Here is a 15,078-nt window from a genome sequence, read left to right on the forward strand (position 1 = left end):
GTTGTTATCCGAATACAAAACGCAACGAGGCGTACAGCTGGATAGCAAAGATATAGATGATAATCAGGGAAGAGCCCTGACGTAAACCATAGGAGAGGATGTCGAGTACATCTTCTCCTTTTTGTTTGTTGCCCGAGATAATGCCATACACCACCGAGAACAGTGTAATGCCAAAGCAGATGATAGGCACCAGACCACGACTGAATGCCGATGGGAACAGATGGCCGCTGAACGACAGAAGTATGGCATGGGGCATCAGGGTAAGCATGGAGATAACCAAGGCGTAGAGCGCCACAAAAACGATGGCTACACGCAGTGCCAGACGGTTACGGAACGATGCCTCGCCCCTGGCGGTGAAATGCCGCAACACCCCACTCTGCTTTAAGCTACCGCCAGCAATGAGTGCTAACAGTAGCCAAGCCAGCAGTGGATTGGCAATGATGTTGGAGAACCCGCCAAAGAACCAGCGTATGCCCTCGGATGAGAGCATAGAGCGTACACCCTCGATACGGGCTGCGGAGAGCAACCACGACACGATGACCAGCACACACTCGGCCACCAACAACCCCATGCATACACGACTACTCTTCATCGGCTTCGAGATTATCGATATCCAGAATACGCAGCTCTAAAGCACGTACCACCAAACGGGTGGCGTTGATACCGCTGGCACCCTCGGGGAACAGCTTCTGAATCAACTCGTTCTGACGCTTTTCCAGGCTCTTCACGCCAAAAGGCATGCCGCGCAGGTTGGTAATCTGCTCCTTGGTAAAACCTAAGGCAAGATGGCGCAGGAATCGCTCGTCGTACTCGTCTATCTCGTAGTTTACCAGGGCCTCCTGCTTAACCAGTTCGCCACTAACAGCACGCTTAAAGCGCTCTACAATCTTTTCGAGGATAGGCTCGTTGAACACCAGCTGTTTGCCATCCATCACGGCCGATACATCGCGACGTGTGAGCAGCTCGCCTGTCTTCAGGATGATACCATCGGCACCAGCATCGAGCACATCAACCCACAGCTTCTCGTTCAGTATCTCACCAGTAAAAATCAGCACCTTTACATCGGGATGTACCTCCTTGGTGTGGCGGCAGATTTCTACACCTACGGTAGTAGAACCACCCAGACCCAAATCGAGCAGCACCAGGTCGGGCTTCTGCTGCTTGATGAGGCGCCAGTAGGCCTGCTCGTTCTCGGCTGTTCCAATCACTTCGGCCTCGGGAATATCACTCTTCACGATGCCAAGGGTGCCCTTAAGCTCCAGGGGCACATCTTCTACTATTATTACTTTGAAGTTTTCCATACGCTTGGTAATGTTATAATCATATTTGTTGTATTGTCTTGTATAGTGGCATAGATACCGCAGCCACGGCGGTTGGTGGCCTCACCAAGGTCGCGTACTATCTGGCGGCACAGCAGGTAAGGCAGATGATCCTTCGAGGGCGTGAACAGATCGGCAGCCTGACTCTCGGTAAGCTTGAGTTGAGGCATGGGCACACGCACCTCGATATAACCGCCATCGCGTGGCGTATATTCGGGCTGCAGCTTGGCACCGGCCTGTTTGCGCAGGATATCAAAGAGATAGCGCACCAAAGTTTCGTCGCCCAGGATACTATGATGCAACGGCTTGAGATGCAAGCGGGTGCGCTCAGTTTGGCGTAAGGCCTGCTGCGACAGAACACCGTAAAGCTCACGGTAATAGGTGGTTACCTCGCCTAACGATTCCATGTCGCCCGTATCAAGCAACTGCTGGATGCGCGAGGGATAGTACATGGTTTCGTGCTTAAGAGCCGACAAGCAGTTGTCGAGTACGGCATTCGATACATGCAGGTTGCTATCGTCAAGCTCGGCACGGCGCAACTCATCGTCGAGCAGTTCCAGATCGGTAATACGCTGCTGCTCGCGTAAGAACCTGTCATACAGGCGGTGACGGTAATACAGCAGGTAATAAGCGGGCACGATGGATATCATCAGCAGTATCAGCAGGATGATAGCTATCGTTTTGTTGGTTTGCGACTGCTGCATGTTTCTACAGTAATCGCCCAATGTATTATCGGCCGACATCTCCTTAAACAGCTGCGTATAGATGCGGTTGTTGTAGCTGTAAAGTTGCCACTCGTGCAGTGCCAGGGCTGCCACAGCACTCTCGTTACGAATATCGAGAATAATATGATAGTTGGTTTTCACACTATCATGGAACCACTTGATTTCGGGGGGCATCAGCGATGGATTACCCATCCGTCGCATCAGGTATCTACCGCGTGGTACTTGCTGACGGTAATGCAGGTTCAGGTAGTATCTACAGGTATCGGCAAAGCGCAGTGTACGTTCGTAATTGCCGTTGATATTGCTGAAGTAAGCCGAATCGGAATAGATACTGGCCATACCTAAGGCGTCAATCTCAGGCTGCTGGGCCAGCATCTGCATGGGCAGCATCGACAGCAGCACAATAATCAGTCGGGCTATGCCGCGTGGCAGTCTGAAGAACAGTCGTGAGCCCTTGCCCAAACTGCTGGTAGCACCAATTTGGCACACAGAGAATATCTGACTGATCTTACGGTACTTCTCGATGATACCCTTACAGTTAAGCAATCCAAAGCCATGACCTTCGACTATTTTATGATCGAAGAGATGATCAAGCTGCTCCTGAGTCATACCCATACCGGTATCCTCAACAGCTATCTCAACATAATCATTGGTTTGCGTGGCTGATACATTCACCCTACCCTCACGGTCGGTAAACTTACGGGCGTTATCGGCCAGGGTGTTCAGCATAAACAGTGTCAGCACGCGGTCGGCCTTCACAACGGCCTCTGTGGACTCTACGTTCAGTTCTACGCCCTTCATCTGGAACGAGGTGCGTCCCTTAAGCAGCACATCAAACAAAGGCTGTAACGGGAAACTCTCGATGTGCAGACTGAGTTCGCCCTGGCGTAGCTGTATCCAGTACGTCAGCACATCGTTGTAAGAGTTAATCTGATTGATGAGCTCACGGATATAAGTTAATCGTTCCTCGAGGTTAGAACTATCAGTTTCCAGCTTAGAAACCTCGTGGATGATGCGATCGATGAATGGTGTGGTATTGCATACCAACGACACCTTAGCGCGCTGCTCCAGGTTGCGGCGCTCGTTGTTCTCAACCTGCAACAGCTGGGCGGCCAGTTGCTCGTTCTTTTGCTCAAACAGGTTATCGGGCTCATCAGGCTGCGATTTCTTCTTGTTCAGGTAGTTAAACAGCCACAACGAGAATAACAGCAGGATAATGGCAGCTACAACGAGTATGAGCATCAGGTTAAGCTGGGTAAGCTGTCGTTCGTACTGGTAGGCACGGGCCTCAAGCTGACGGTCCTGACGGGTAGTCTCCTGCAGGTCGAGGTACAAATTGCGGTTCTCGTCGCTCTGCTGCTTATCATCAATGGCAGCGTAAGCCACACTGAGTTGTTCGCGGATAGATGCCACCAGATCAGGAGCCTGATTGATGATGGAATCCGACAGAGCCTGCTCCAGATTAAAAAGTGCCGAACGGTAGTCGCCTATCTGTCGGAAACACGATGCCAGCGTACGGTAGGCACCGGCTATCTGGTACACATCGCCATAGCGCTCAAAGATATTCAAGGCATTCTCGGCCAGGAAGCCTGGCAGTACCTCCTCTTCTACCCCTAAGGGATTGATAAACTTGAAAGCAGGCAGGTTATCGTCGATCAGTTGACGACGATATGTGGGATCCATCAGATGCTCTGAAAGGGCCTCAAGGGCATTGGCGGCAAAATATGGGTAATCGCCTTTACGTGCCGTGAGGAAGCAGCGCATCAGCTTATCGAACTCCTCTTGGTTAATCTCCTGTTGGGTTCCCTGTGTGATAATACCACCGGCACCGATGTTATACAGATAGTTGAGGTATTGTGCTGTATCGCGCTGTACTTCTTCGGGATTGATGGCATTAAGCGCATCAATCGACTGCTGCTCGAGTCCTACATAATAATAGTAGGTAGAGTTAACGATGGCATATTCGGTTTCGGCATACAGCAGCAGACGTTCGTCGCGCTCGGTAAGCTGGTTGCGCTCTTCGTTGATACGCTGCATGGTACGGTCGGCCATCTCACGGAACTCGTGGAAAGCACGGTTATTAGAGCGGCGCTGACAAAGGCGCATCTGCTGAACGTAAGCTATCAGGTGCTGCAGCTGGTTATCGGTTGTTTCGATAACATCGTTTAATTGCTGTTCGGCATCATTGTAACGCATACGAACAATGTTGACGAAAGCCATATTGTTGAGAGCCTCTGCACGACCAGCTGGATAGTTGGCTGCCAGTTCGTACGAACGGCGTGCAATGGCTTCGGTAGAGTCGAGATTACGATAGTGATAGGCATAGGATTGAGAATTCAGCTTGTCGACCGCTTGCCTATCAGGGCGTGCACAAGCTGAGATCAAGATGGTTGATAATATGAATAGCCAGAATTTCATGTTAGTTAAAAAACGAATCCCCCTCGCTCACTTTTTCGGAGCGAGAGGGATGATATTGTATTAAGCACGGGCCTTAGCGATGTAACCGAGTGCCTCTTTGCACTTATCGGTAACATACTGCCAATCGCCGGCCTTAACCTTATCGCTTGGGAAGAGCTTTGAGCCCATACCAACGCAGTAAACACCTGCCTTGAACCACTTAGTGAGGTTCTCCTCCTCAGGAGCAACACCACCAGTAACCATGATCTTCGACCAAGGCATTGGAGCCTTCAGACCCTTAACCATGTTAGGACCTACTACATCGCCAGGGAATACCTTGGTGAGGTCGCAACCCAACTCCTGAGCCTTACCAATCTCGCTAACGGTCATACAGCCTGGGCAGTATGGAACCAGACGACGATTACATACAGGCGCAATCTCGGGGTTGAACAGAGGACCTACAACGAAGCAGGCACCCAGCTGCAGGTACATAGCTGCTGTGGGGGCATCAACAACTGAACCGATACCCAGAGCCAGCTCAGGGCACTCCTTATCGGCCCACTTTACCAGCTCGCCAAATACCTCCTGAGCAAAGTCGCCACGGTTAGTGAACTCGAAAGCACGAACACCACCCTCGTAGCAAGCCTTTACTACATTCTTACAAACTTCGACGTCCTTGTTATAGAAAACAGGAACCATAGGTGCTGCGGCAATCTTTGCCATCACCTGCAATTTATCAAACTTTGCCATAATTGTCAATCTTCAATTTTCAATTTACAATTAACGCTGTACACGTCCATTGGCATTACCACCAGCCAAACTCTCAACCTCGTCAACTGATACCAGATTGAAGTCGCCATTGATAGTGTGCTTCAGAGCCGAAGCAGCAACAGCAAACTCGAGAGCCTCGCCCTGAGTAGCCTTGGTGAGCAGACCATGAATCAAACCACCTGAGAAAGAGTCGCCACCACCAACACGGTCGATGATTGGATTAATCTCGTAGCGCTTGCTCTGGTAGAACTCCTTACCATTATAGATAAGAGCCTTCCAACCATTGAAGGTTGCGCTGTAGCTCTCGCGGAGTGTAGAAACAACATACTTGAAACCAAACTCCTGCATCATCTGCTTGAAGATGCCCTCGTAACCGGCTGCATCGGTCTGACCACCCTCTACATCAGCATCGGGCTTGAATCCGAGACAAAGCTCAGCATCCTCTTCGTTACCAATACAAACATCAACATATTTCATCAATGGACGCATGATTGAAATGGCCTTCTCGCTGGTCCACAGCTTCTTACGGAAGTTCAGGTCAACTGATACTGTTACACCATGGCGCTTTGCAGCCTCACAAGCCAGTTTGGTGAGCTCGGCAGCCTTATCGCTGATAGCTGGGGTGATACCACTCCAGTGGAACCAGGCAGCACCCTCCATGATAGCGTCGAAATCGAAATCTGAAGGATCGGCCTCAGCAATTGATGAATGAGCACGGTCGTAAATAACCTTTGATGGACGCATTGAAGCACCTGTCTCAGCATAGTACAAACCTACACGGTCGCCACCACGAGCAACGAACTGGGTGTTTACACCATAACGACGAAGTGCGTTAACTGCAATCTGTCCGATTTCGTGCTTAGGCAACTTAGATACGAAGTAAGCCTCGTGACCGTAGTTGGCCACCGAAATTGCTACGTTAGCCTCACCACCACCAGGGATGATGCGGAATGACTCACTCTGAATGAAACGGTCGTTGCCCTGAGGCGAGAGGCGAAGCATAATTTCGCCCAAAGTTACAATTTTTGCCATTGCTTTGTTTGATTTTTTTGATATATTTTCAACTTATTTTGTTCGTTTGTGAGGCAAAGATAGGAAGTTTTTTTGAGCCACGCAAATTTTTAGCAGGTTTTGTGCTAAAAAACTTACGGAAACGATTTCGAAGCAAATAAATGACTAAGAAATTTGGAAAATCAGAAATTATTTGTACCTTTGCACAAAAATCTGAGATTATGGCAAAGGAGAATATTACGATTAAGGATATTGCTGCACGCGCAGGAGTGTCGACGGGTACCGTTGACCGTGTGCTTCACAATCGTCCTAATGTGTCTAAAGCAGCATTGGAAAAGGTAAACAAAGCCCTGGAGGAAATGGACTACCGTCCCAATATGTATGCCTCGGCTTTGGCATATAATAAGGAATATACCTTCTATTGTGTGTTACCCAAGCACGAGCAGGAAGCTTACTGGGATGAGATCGAAGAAGGTGCAATGGCTTGTACCGAATTCCGTCGCGACTTTGGTATCAAGCTCAAGTTCATTTATTATGAGCGATTCAATCCACCTGCATTCACCAAGATGGTTCGCGAATTATTTACCGCCAAGATTGATGGCGTGATTATCGTACCAGCCACATTGGAGCAGACTGCCCGTTTTACCGAAAAACTAATCGAAAGAAATATCCCCTATGTGCTGCTCGACTCGTATATGCCTGATTTGAAACCATTGTCATTCTTTGGTCAGGATTCGTTTGCCAGTGGCTATTTCGCAGCTAAGATGCTGATGCTGATTGCCAATAAGGAAAAGGAGATTGCCCTGATGAAGCAGACACGCGATGGTATCGTGGGTTCTAAGCAGCAGGCTAACCGTGAGACAGGGTTCCGCCATTATATGGTCGATCACTTCCCTAAGATTAAGATTACCGAAGTGGATCTGCCTCTGGATGAGGATCACAAGGATTACGATGGTATTCTGGAGAAGTTCTTCTCTACCCACCCTCACGTACATCATTGTATCACCTTTAACTCGAAGGCTCACATCGTTGGTGAGTTCCTGCAGAAGAGTAATCGTCGTAATGTGCAGATTATGGGATACGATATGGTGGCTAAGAACGAGGAGTGTGTACGTAAAGGCAGCATTTCGTTCCTGATAGCCCAGCATGCTTACCAGCAGGGATATGCTAGTGTTGATGCACTGTTTAACGCTATCGTGATGAAGCGTGCCGTGAATCCCGTGAATTACATGCCTATCGAGATCCTGACCAAGGAAAACGTAGATTTCTATCGTAGAACAGCAATATAAACTAAAACAAAACAGTAAATAAAAGAATGGAACAAGCTACATTTTTAAAGATTAACCCTGCCGATTCGGTAGTGGTTTGTTTGCAGCCCAAAAAGAAAGGAGAGATTATTGAAGTAGATGGTAAGCAGATTACCGTGAATCAGGATACACCAGCAGGCCATAAGGTACTGATAAAGGACGTGGCAGCTGGTGCCGACATTATCAAATATGGCTATCCCATCGGTCACGCTATGCAGGATCTGAAGGCTGGCGACTGGGTGAACGAGAATAATCTGAAGACCAATCTGGCTGGTACTCTCGAGTATACATATAATCCTGTAAACGAGCAGCTTAATATCAAAAACGACAACCGTAGCTTTAAGGGCTATGTACGTAAGAATGGCGACGTGGGTATCCGTAATGAGATTTGGATTGTGCCCACCGTTGGTTGTGTGAATGGTATTGCCGAACGTCTGGTTAAGGAGTTGAAGAAAGAAACCAACGAGCAGGGTGTGGATGCTATCTATGCCTGGCATCATAACTATGGTTGTTCGCAGTTGTCGGAGGATCATGAGAACACTCGTAAGGTGCTGCGTGATATCTGCTTGCACCCCAATGCTGGTGCCGTATTGGTGCTGAGCTTAGGTTGTGAGAACAATCAGCCCGAGGACTTCATGAAGATGCTGGGCGATTATGATAAGGATCGTATCAAGCTGCTGGTAACCCAGCGTGTCGACGATGAGATGGAGGCTGGTATGGAAATGCTGCGCGAACTGTATCAGCTGGCCAGCAAGGATGTGCGTACCGAAGTGCCTGTTAGCAAACTGCGTGTAGGTTTGAAGTGTGGTGGTTCCGACGGATTCTCTGGTATCACCGCTAATCCACTGGTTGGCGAATTCTCTGACTGGCTGGTAGCTCAGGGTGGTACATCGGTATTGACCGAGGTGCCCGAGATGTTTGGTGCCGAGACTATCCTGATGAATCGTTGTACAACCGAAGAACTGTTTAACCAGACAGTTTCGATGATTAATAACTTCAAGAACTATTTCCTGTCGCATGGTGAACCTGTTGGTGAGAACCCAAGTCCTGGTAACAAGGCTGGTGGTATCTCAACCCTCGAGGATAAGGCGCTGGGATGCACACAGAAGTGTGGTAAAGCCCCTGTAAGCGGTGTGATGGAATATGGCGACAGACTGCAGAACCCAGGCTTGAACTTGCTTTCGGCTCCTGGTAATGATTTGGTAGCAGCTACTGCTCTCGCCTCTTGTGGTTGTCATCTGGTATTGTTTACTACTGGTCGCGGTACGCCATTCGGCACATTTGTACCAACCATGAAGATTGCCACCAATCCTGATCTGGCTTCGCGTAAGAAGAACTGGATTGACTTCTCGGCAGGTCAGCTCATCGAGGGTCGTACCATGCAGGAGCTGGTACCTGAGTTTATCGACAAGGTATTGGCTGTGGCAAGTGGCGAGAAAGCCAAGAACGAAGAGAACGATTATCGTGAAATATCAATCTTTAAAAACGGTGTAACACTGTGAAGAAAGGAATCATCGCATTATCACCCATCGTGGTGTTTATCTTATTCTACTTAGTCACCAGCATCATTGCTGGTGACTTTTACAAGATTCCCATTACTGTAGCCTTTATGGTTTCGAGCATCTACGCCATTACTGTATTTACCGGTAGGCCACTGATGCACAGAATTGACAGCTATAGCCGTGGAGCCGCCACCGAACAGATGATGCTGATGATTTGGATATTTGTGTTAGCAGGTGCCTTTGCGCATTCTGCCAAGCAGATGGGTAGTATCGATGCTACCGTTAATCTGGCATTAAGTCTGCTACCACCACAGATGATATTTGCGGGTATGTTTCTGGCAGCCTGCTTTATCTCGCTTTCTATCGGAACAAGCGTGGGTACTATCGCAGCCCTGACGCCCATTGCCGTAGGTCTGGCCCAGGAAACAGGGGCCGACTTGGCTATGATGACCGCTATTATTGTGGGTGGTTCGTTCTTTGGCGATAATTTGTCGTTTATCTCCGATACCACTATTATGGCCACCCAAACGCAAGGATGCCGGTTGAGCGATAAGTTCAGGGTAAATGCCTTTATTGTGATGCCTGCTGCTTTGGTGATACTGGTTGTATATTATTTCCTTGGTCAGGATACCATTGCTCCACAGCAGATTCCGGCTGTTGAATGGGTAAAGGTAATACCTTACTTAACGGTGCTTGTAACGGCTGTATGCGGCATGAACGTGATGGCTGTATTAACTATAGGTATCGTGCTGTGTGGTATCATTGGCATGTTTACAGGTTCTTTCGATATCTATGGATGGTTTGGCGCCATGGGCGACGGTATCATGTCGATGGGCGAGCTGATTATTGTAACGATGATGGCAGGCGGTATGCTTGAGCTGATTAAACAGCAAGGCGGTATCGACTTTATCATTAATATGCTTACACGTCGTGTTATCAGTAAGCGCGGTGCTGAACTGAGTATTGCCACACTGGTATCGCTGGTAGATGTTTGTACTGCTAATAACACGGTTGCCATCTTGACTGTAGGTGATATCGCCAAACAAATTGGCGATCGCTATGGTGTAGATAATAAGAAGTGTGCCTCGATATTAGACACATTCTCATGTACGGTTCAGGGGTTGATACCTTATGGTGCTCAGTTGCTGATTGCAGCTGGTTTGGCATCGGTTAATCCTGTTGCCATCCTACCCTATCTTTACTACCCATTTGCACTGGGTATTGTAGCCATTCTATCTATCTTACTGCGTTATCCCAAAAGATACTCATGAATATTATTCAGCGAAACTTTTTCAGACTACTTCGATGTGGTGCTTTCCAAACAACTGAGGTGCTGGAGCCGATGTCGGTACATAAATGGAACAAACTGTATCAGCTTGCCACTGTGCATAGTGTTCAGTCGTATGTATATCAAGGTCTTAAGAGCTGTCAGGATCAGTTCACTCTTCATTTAACCGATGCGCAGTGGAAACAATGGCTTACGGCTAAAGAGAACGATGAGGATAACGACGAAGATGAACTGTTGCGCCCCGATAAGTTGACTAATCCTTTGCTGAACCGACAGCTGCAGAATATTCTCGACGATGAACAGTCGGATATTAATACGCGTAGAATGTTAATCCGTATTATCAGTATAGCACGAAGAATCTTGAACGAGGGTCTGCCTTTGAAACTGCTGATTGAATTAGGTTTGACGCTTCGTGCAAACAATAGCAAAGCGGATTACGAGGTGTTGGGTAGCTGGCTGAAGAAATTGCATTTTGAGCAGATGGCACAGCTTGAGGCTACACTGCTGATGGATTTGTTTGGTTTGGAAGCAAAGGATATTCCTTTTGCCGAAAGTGATGCCGACCGCAAAACAATTGTTGTAGCAAAGGAACTGGCCGAATATACTAATATCCGTCAGGACTTTTATTTCTCACAAGGCTCGGATAGTATTTTTGTACACACCAGCAACGGCGGTGCCTTGATTAATCATATCAAGCGCTCTGCCCGTTATATGCGTTTCATACCTTCAGAGGCATTTACCAATTTCTTTGCATCATTTGCCCATTCGCTTACGCATATCGAAGAATGATACATTCTTCCCTACATGGCGTATGTGATTGAACCTGATTTCGCGCAATCCATGATTGCCCATGAATCGGCTTTTATCCACGCTTCCACGGATACCTACAATGCGTCCATGACTGGTGTATTGCCACATGGTGATATCGCGTCCGTCGGCCAATACGGGCTCTTCTTCGGTGTACATCGCAATCATCAGCTTGTAATCATTAATCTTGCCTACAAGATGCTTATTGTAGAAGTTACGGAACGTATATATCAGTGGTTGCTGATGATAGGCTTCTTCGATTAAATCCAGAAAAGCATACAGCGAATCGCAGAATTCCTCAGATGATAGTCCGCCTGTGGTCTCAACATCAATCATCGGTATCAGGTCCTGTTCGCCTGGTCGGCATTGTGTCATAAAGTTTTCAAGCTGAGTCAATACAGGCGTTTTAGGACGGAAGAAGTGATAGGAACCAACTTTCAGTCCGTGGCGGTGGGCTAAGTCGATATTGCGCTCGTATTGGGCATCTATGCGGTCGCCTCCCTCGGTAGCTTTCAGATACACATAAGCCATCTTGGTGTTCTCGCCTACTGTCTCCCAGAATACTTCGCCCTGGTAATGCGACAGGTCGATACCATGCACATGGCTGCACGTATCCTCGCATTGTAAGAATGGATCGTAATTAGGATCGGTAAGCAAACGTGGATCAGGACGGTATTGGGCTACCGCACGTTTCTTTGTTTTCTTACCTTTTTTATGCTTGCTCACCACTCTCTGTGTTCTGTGCTTAGAGTGGTGTTTGTTGTATCTTGAACGTTGAGCAAATCCGTCGTTGGCGCCGAGCATTAACATGCATAATGTCAGCAATATATATAGTTTCTTCATTATAATCCTTGTTTTGCGATGCAAAGATACTAAAAAAACAAATAAAAATGTAGGATATTACATATTTCTTTGTAACTTTGCCGCAAAATTTGATTTTATGCATAAGATTATTATAGGACTTTTAGGGATAGCGTTACTATGCTCGTGTAATAAAAAAGACGATCCGGAACCTACACCTGAACCAACGGTTTACGACCGAACTGTACTTGTATATATGTCAGGCGAGAACGACCTGACAACAAGCGGCTTTATGGCTGATGATTTGCTGGAGATGGACGAGGGTTCGTATCTGTTGAACGATAACCAGCATCTGATTGTATTTATCGATTCGGTAGGAACAACCAATCCGCCACATATTATTGAGATTGCAAAAGGTAAAAGAAAGGTGCTGTATCAATATAACAGCGAATTTGCTGCCAGCGATCCCAGTAAATTCCGTGAAGTTATACAATGGACGATAGATAACTATCCGTCGAAGGATTATGGCCTGGTACTCTGGGGCCATGCTACAGGATGGGCAGTAGATGCCGATTCTGTTGCCAATGTTCAGCGAACCAGAGCCTATGGTTACGATTACGGATATGATTCGTATATCGGTAGAAAGGCCATGAATATTACGCAGATGGCTAAAGCGCTCGAGGATATGCCAAAGTTTAAGTATATCTTTGCCGACTGCTGTTGCTTTATGTGTGTAGAGAGTGCCTACGAACTCCGTAATGCAGCTGATTATCTGATTGGTTCGCCTGCCGAGATTCCTGGCGCTGGTGCACCATATGATAGGATCATGTCGTCGCTTTTCTCTAACTCAAACACTTTCTATCAGAATATCTGCGATATATATTACGATTTCTATCTTGATGCTTATAATTCAAGTACTTATGATTACTTGAACTTAGATGGATACAGTGTACCTATGTCGGCAGTAAAACTCTCAGAGATGGAATCATTGGCTCAGGCCACAAATCAGATCTTGGCTACCATTTCTTCGGAAATAACCAGTCCTGCGGTATTAGACCTCTCTAAGTTGCCATTCTACTTTGCAAGTACTACTTACACCGATATGAAGGTGATGTACGATATGTCGTCGGTATTCTACAAATATGCTTCAGTAAGTGATTATACCCAATGGTTGACGACATATAATAAGGCTGTGCCCTACTCTCTCGTATCAACCAAATGGCAAACAGTTTATAATACTCTTTATAATAGCTTTGATAGTTTTCCTGATAACAACGCTATGTGGGGAGGTCTGAGCATGTACTTTCCTCAGCAGGGATACGATAATTTTAACTACAAATTCAATACACGCATAAAAAACTACCAGTGGTATTATAGCGTGAACTGGAGCAAATACGGCTGGTAGAAAGATTGCTAAAATAGATGTTTTTGCAAAGTACCTAGAGAATTTTTGCGCTTTAGGTACTTTGCATATGAAAAGTACTTAGGAAATATTCTCATGGATTACAACTTTAATCTTCGAAATACGATGACCATCTAACTCCGTAACCTCGAAGGTAAAGTTCTTGTAGTCCAAACGCTCGTGCAGTTCGGGGAAATCACCCTTTATCTCAAGCAGCAGTCCTGCCAGCGAATCTGCATCACCCTCAACATCTTCGAATGTCTCGTCATCGATGTCCAGAATCTTGTAGAAATCGCTTAGCAAGGTCTTTCCCTCGAATATATAGGTGTTGGCATTAATACGTGTGTACGACTTCTCTTCCTCGTCGTACTCGTCATTAATTTCGCCTACAATTTCCTCCAGGATATCCTCGAGCGTAATAATACCGCTAGTACCGCCAAACTCATCTACCACAATGGCAATGTGTACCTTGTTCTCCTGGAAATCGCGCAGCAAATCGTCGATTTTCTTTGTCTCTGGTACAAAATATGGTGGACGTATCAATGACTGCCAACGGAAAGTGGCAGGCTTTGACAGGTGTGGCAGCAAATCCTTGATATAAAGGATACCGCGGATATTATCGATGGTATCCTGATAAACAGGAATACGCGAATAATTATTCTCGATAATACATTTCAATACTTCGGGGAAAGGCAGACTAAAGTCGAGGTCAACCACATCCTGACGACTGGTCATTACCTCTTTGGCAGTTTCATCGCCAAAGCGCACAATACCCTCAAGCATATTCTTTTCGTCCTTCAACTCCTCTTTATCGGTAAGTTCCAGAGCCTGCTCCAGGTCATCTACGCTCAGTGCACGATTCTCCTTCTGTACCACCTTCTCGGCGATGATACCCGAGCGGATGAGTACCGATGATAATGGATAGAACAACTTGCGCAGCACCATGATGCTACCTGCTACCCTACGGCAGAAAGATAAGGCACGCTGACCTGCATAAACCTTTGGCATAATTTCGCCAAACAGCAACAGCAGGAATGTGAGCAATACAGTAATGACTACAAACTGCAGCCAATAGGCACCGCCAAAATCCACTACATGTGCAAAGAAATAGTTGCAGAGCATGATAATGGTTACGTTTACCAGATTGTTAGTAATCAGTATCGTAGCCAGTGTACGCTCCGAATCCTCGCGTAATTGAAGAATATTCTTATCCGAATCGTTCTTCTCGTCGTTCAGCTCATTCAAATCGTTAGGCGACAGTGAGAAGAATGCAATTTCAGAGCCAGAGGCAAAACCGGAAAACAAAAGAAGTAAACCTGCTATTATAATAGCTATCACAGCACCCATGGTTGGTGCTGTGACAGTTACTTCACTCAGGATTTGTTGAAGATAGTCCATTGTCTGATTTTGGTGAAAGCATTTCCATATTATCCGCCCATATCTCGGTGGCATAACGACGCTGACCTTGTTTGTCATCGTACGTAGTATAGCGGATGCGGCCCTCTATATAAAGCTTATCTCCCTTATGTACGTATTTCTCTACAATCTCAGCCAGTCGACGCCAAAGAATTACATTATGCCAATCAGTATGATCGGGCACCTGTGTGCCATTCTGCAGCGTATAACCACGTTCGGTTGTTGCTAATCTGATACGAGCAACTGCTACACCTTGGTCAACATATCTTACTTCGGGGTCTTGGCCAACATTGCCAATAAGCATTACCTTATTCATAATAGGAGCGTTTATA

Annotated in this window: 13 protein-coding genes; 5 read left to right on the plus strand and 8 right to left on the minus strand. The window is 46.8% G+C overall.

All coding sequences use genetic code 11. The features are described from left to right. Positions 1-4: 4 nt before the first annotated feature. The 5 genes from T499_RS0109950 to T499_RS0109970 are packed head-to-tail and all read right to left on the minus strand — an operon-like array spanning position 5 to position 6,244. Entirely contained in the window at positions 5-592 is a 588-nt protein-coding gene (locus tag T499_RS0109950) for an AbgT family transporter (protein ID WP_033150860.1), read from the minus strand. Next, positions 582-1,301, minus strand: coding sequence for a DUF5932 domain-containing protein (locus T499_RS0109955; protein WP_013064325.1), 720 nt, complete (start codon positions 1,299-1,301; stop codon positions 582-584). The genes T499_RS0109950 and T499_RS0109955 overlap by 11 nt, the downstream gene beginning before the upstream one ends. Continuing rightward, positions 1,283-4,462 carry an ATP-binding protein gene (locus T499_RS0109960; RefSeq protein WP_033150861.1) on the minus strand — a complete coding sequence of 1,060 codons (3,180 nt, stop codon included), beginning with the start codon at positions 4,460-4,462 and terminating at the stop codon, positions 1,283-1,285. Before T499_RS0109960 ends, T499_RS0109955 begins: the two co-directional genes overlap by 19 nt. 60 nt (positions 4,463-4,522) lie before the next feature. Then, positions 4,523-5,191, minus strand: a complete 669-nt coding sequence (locus T499_RS0109965; protein WP_033150862.1) for a bifunctional 4-hydroxy-2-oxoglutarate aldolase/2-dehydro-3-deoxy-phosphogluconate aldolase — start codon at positions 5,189-5,191, stop codon at positions 4,523-4,525. A 30-nt stretch (positions 5,192-5,221) separates the two neighbouring features. Next, positions 5,222-6,244, minus strand: coding sequence for a sugar kinase (locus T499_RS0109970; RefSeq protein WP_013065722.1), 1,023 nt, complete (start codon positions 6,242-6,244; stop codon positions 5,222-5,224). A gap of 200 nt (positions 6,245-6,444) precedes the next feature. Here T499_RS0109970 and T499_RS0109975 point away from each other — a divergent pair, with 200 nt between their 5' ends. From T499_RS0109975 to T499_RS0109990, 4 genes are read left to right on the plus strand one after another with little or no spacing between them, the layout of a single operon-like run. Continuing rightward, positions 6,445-7,512 (plus strand): LacI family DNA-binding transcriptional regulator, encoded by a 1,068-nt coding sequence (locus T499_RS0109975; protein ID WP_033150863.1) that lies wholly within the window; start codon positions 6,445-6,447, stop codon positions 7,510-7,512. A gap of 26 nt (positions 7,513-7,538) precedes the next feature. Beyond that, complete coding sequence (locus T499_RS0109980) at positions 7,539-9,032, plus strand: UxaA family hydrolase (RefSeq protein WP_033150864.1); 1,494 nt, start codon at positions 7,539-7,541, stop codon at positions 9,030-9,032. Beyond that, positions 9,029-10,303: a Na+/H+ antiporter NhaC family protein gene (locus tag T499_RS0109985; RefSeq protein WP_033150865.1), complete on the plus strand. Its 1,275-nt coding sequence runs from the start codon at positions 9,029-9,031 to the stop codon at positions 10,301-10,303. The genes T499_RS0109980 and T499_RS0109985 overlap by 4 nt, the downstream gene beginning before the upstream one ends. Continuing rightward, on the plus strand, positions 10,300-11,109 hold the full coding sequence (locus T499_RS0109990) for a hypothetical protein (RefSeq protein WP_033150866.1): 810 nt from the start codon (positions 10,300-10,302) through the stop codon (positions 11,107-11,109). The genes T499_RS0109985 and T499_RS0109990 overlap by 4 nt, the downstream gene beginning before the upstream one ends. Here T499_RS0109990 and T499_RS0109995 read toward each other — a convergent pair. Beyond that, positions 11,074-11,970 (minus strand): glycoside hydrolase family 25 protein, encoded by an 897-nt coding sequence (locus tag T499_RS0109995; RefSeq protein WP_369793393.1) that lies wholly within the window; start codon positions 11,968-11,970, stop codon positions 11,074-11,076. The two genes, T499_RS0109990 and T499_RS0109995, sit on opposite strands and share 36 nt — an antisense overlap. A gap of 97 nt (positions 11,971-12,067) precedes the next feature. Between T499_RS0109995 and T499_RS0110000 the strand changes: the two genes are divergently transcribed. Then, positions 12,068-13,333 (plus strand): clostripain-related cysteine peptidase, encoded by a 1,266-nt coding sequence (locus tag T499_RS0110000; protein WP_198021285.1) that lies wholly within the window; start codon positions 12,068-12,070, stop codon positions 13,331-13,333. Positions 13,334-13,411: 78 nt separating this feature from the next. On the opposite strand, the gene gldE is transcribed toward T499_RS0110000, so the two are convergent. Together gldE and T499_RS13940 are read right to left on the minus strand one after the other, a co-directional pair. Further along, positions 13,412-14,728 carry a gliding motility-associated protein GldE gene (gene gldE / locus T499_RS0110005; RefSeq protein ID WP_013063201.1) on the minus strand — a complete coding sequence of 439 codons (1,317 nt, stop codon included), beginning with the start codon at positions 14,726-14,728 and terminating at the stop codon, positions 13,412-13,414. Next, positions 14,700-15,062, minus strand: a complete 363-nt coding sequence (locus tag T499_RS13940) for a single-stranded DNA-binding protein (RefSeq protein ID WP_013063962.1) — start codon at positions 15,060-15,062, stop codon at positions 14,700-14,702. Before T499_RS13940 ends, gldE begins: the two co-directional genes overlap by 29 nt. Between the last annotated feature and the right edge of the window lie 16 nt (positions 15,063-15,078).

This window comes from Prevotella sp. RM4 (assembly GCF_000701965.1).
GTDB lineage: Bacteria > Bacteroidota > Bacteroidia > Bacteroidales > Bacteroidaceae > Prevotella > Prevotella ruminicola.

Bases quoted from the DNA above. Each gene is read 5' to 3' on its own strand.
- T499_RS0109970 (WP_013065722.1), bottom strand. From the start codon at position 6,244: ATGGCAAAAATTGTAACTTTGGGCGAAATTATGCTTCGCCTCTCGCCT.
- T499_RS0109965 (WP_033150862.1), bottom strand. From the start codon at position 5,191: ATGGCAAAGTTTGATAAATTGCAGGTGATGGCAAAGATTGCCGCAGCA.
- T499_RS0109995 (WP_369793393.1), bottom strand. From the start codon at position 11,970: ATGAAGAAACTATATATATTGCTGACATTATGCATGTTAATGCTCGGC.
- T499_RS0109950 (WP_033150860.1), bottom strand. From the start codon at position 592: ATGAAGAGTAGTCGTGTATGCATGGGGTTGTTGGTGGCCGAGTGTGTG.
- T499_RS0110000 (WP_198021285.1), top strand. From the start codon at position 12,068: ATGCATAAGATTATTATAGGACTTTTAGGGATAGCGTTACTATGCTCG.
- T499_RS13940 (WP_013063962.1), bottom strand. From the start codon at position 15,062: ATGAATAAGGTAATGCTTATTGGCAATGTTGGCCAAGACCCCGAAGTA.
- T499_RS0109980 (WP_033150864.1), top strand. From the start codon at position 7,539: ATGGAACAAGCTACATTTTTAAAGATTAACCCTGCCGATTCGGTAGTG.
- gldE (WP_013063201.1), bottom strand. From the start codon at position 14,728: ATGGACTATCTTCAACAAATCCTGAGTGAAGTAACTGTCACAGCACCA.
- T499_RS0109990 (WP_033150866.1), top strand. From the start codon at position 10,300: ATGAATATTATTCAGCGAAACTTTTTCAGACTACTTCGATGTGGTGCT.
- T499_RS0109975 (WP_033150863.1), top strand. From the start codon at position 6,445: ATGGCAAAGGAGAATATTACGATTAAGGATATTGCTGCACGCGCAGGA.
- T499_RS0109955 (WP_013064325.1), bottom strand. From the start codon at position 1,301: ATGGAAAACTTCAAAGTAATAATAGTAGAAGATGTGCCCCTGGAGCTT.
- T499_RS0109960 (WP_033150861.1), bottom strand. From the start codon at position 4,462: ATGAAATTCTGGCTATTCATATTATCAACCATCTTGATCTCAGCTTGT.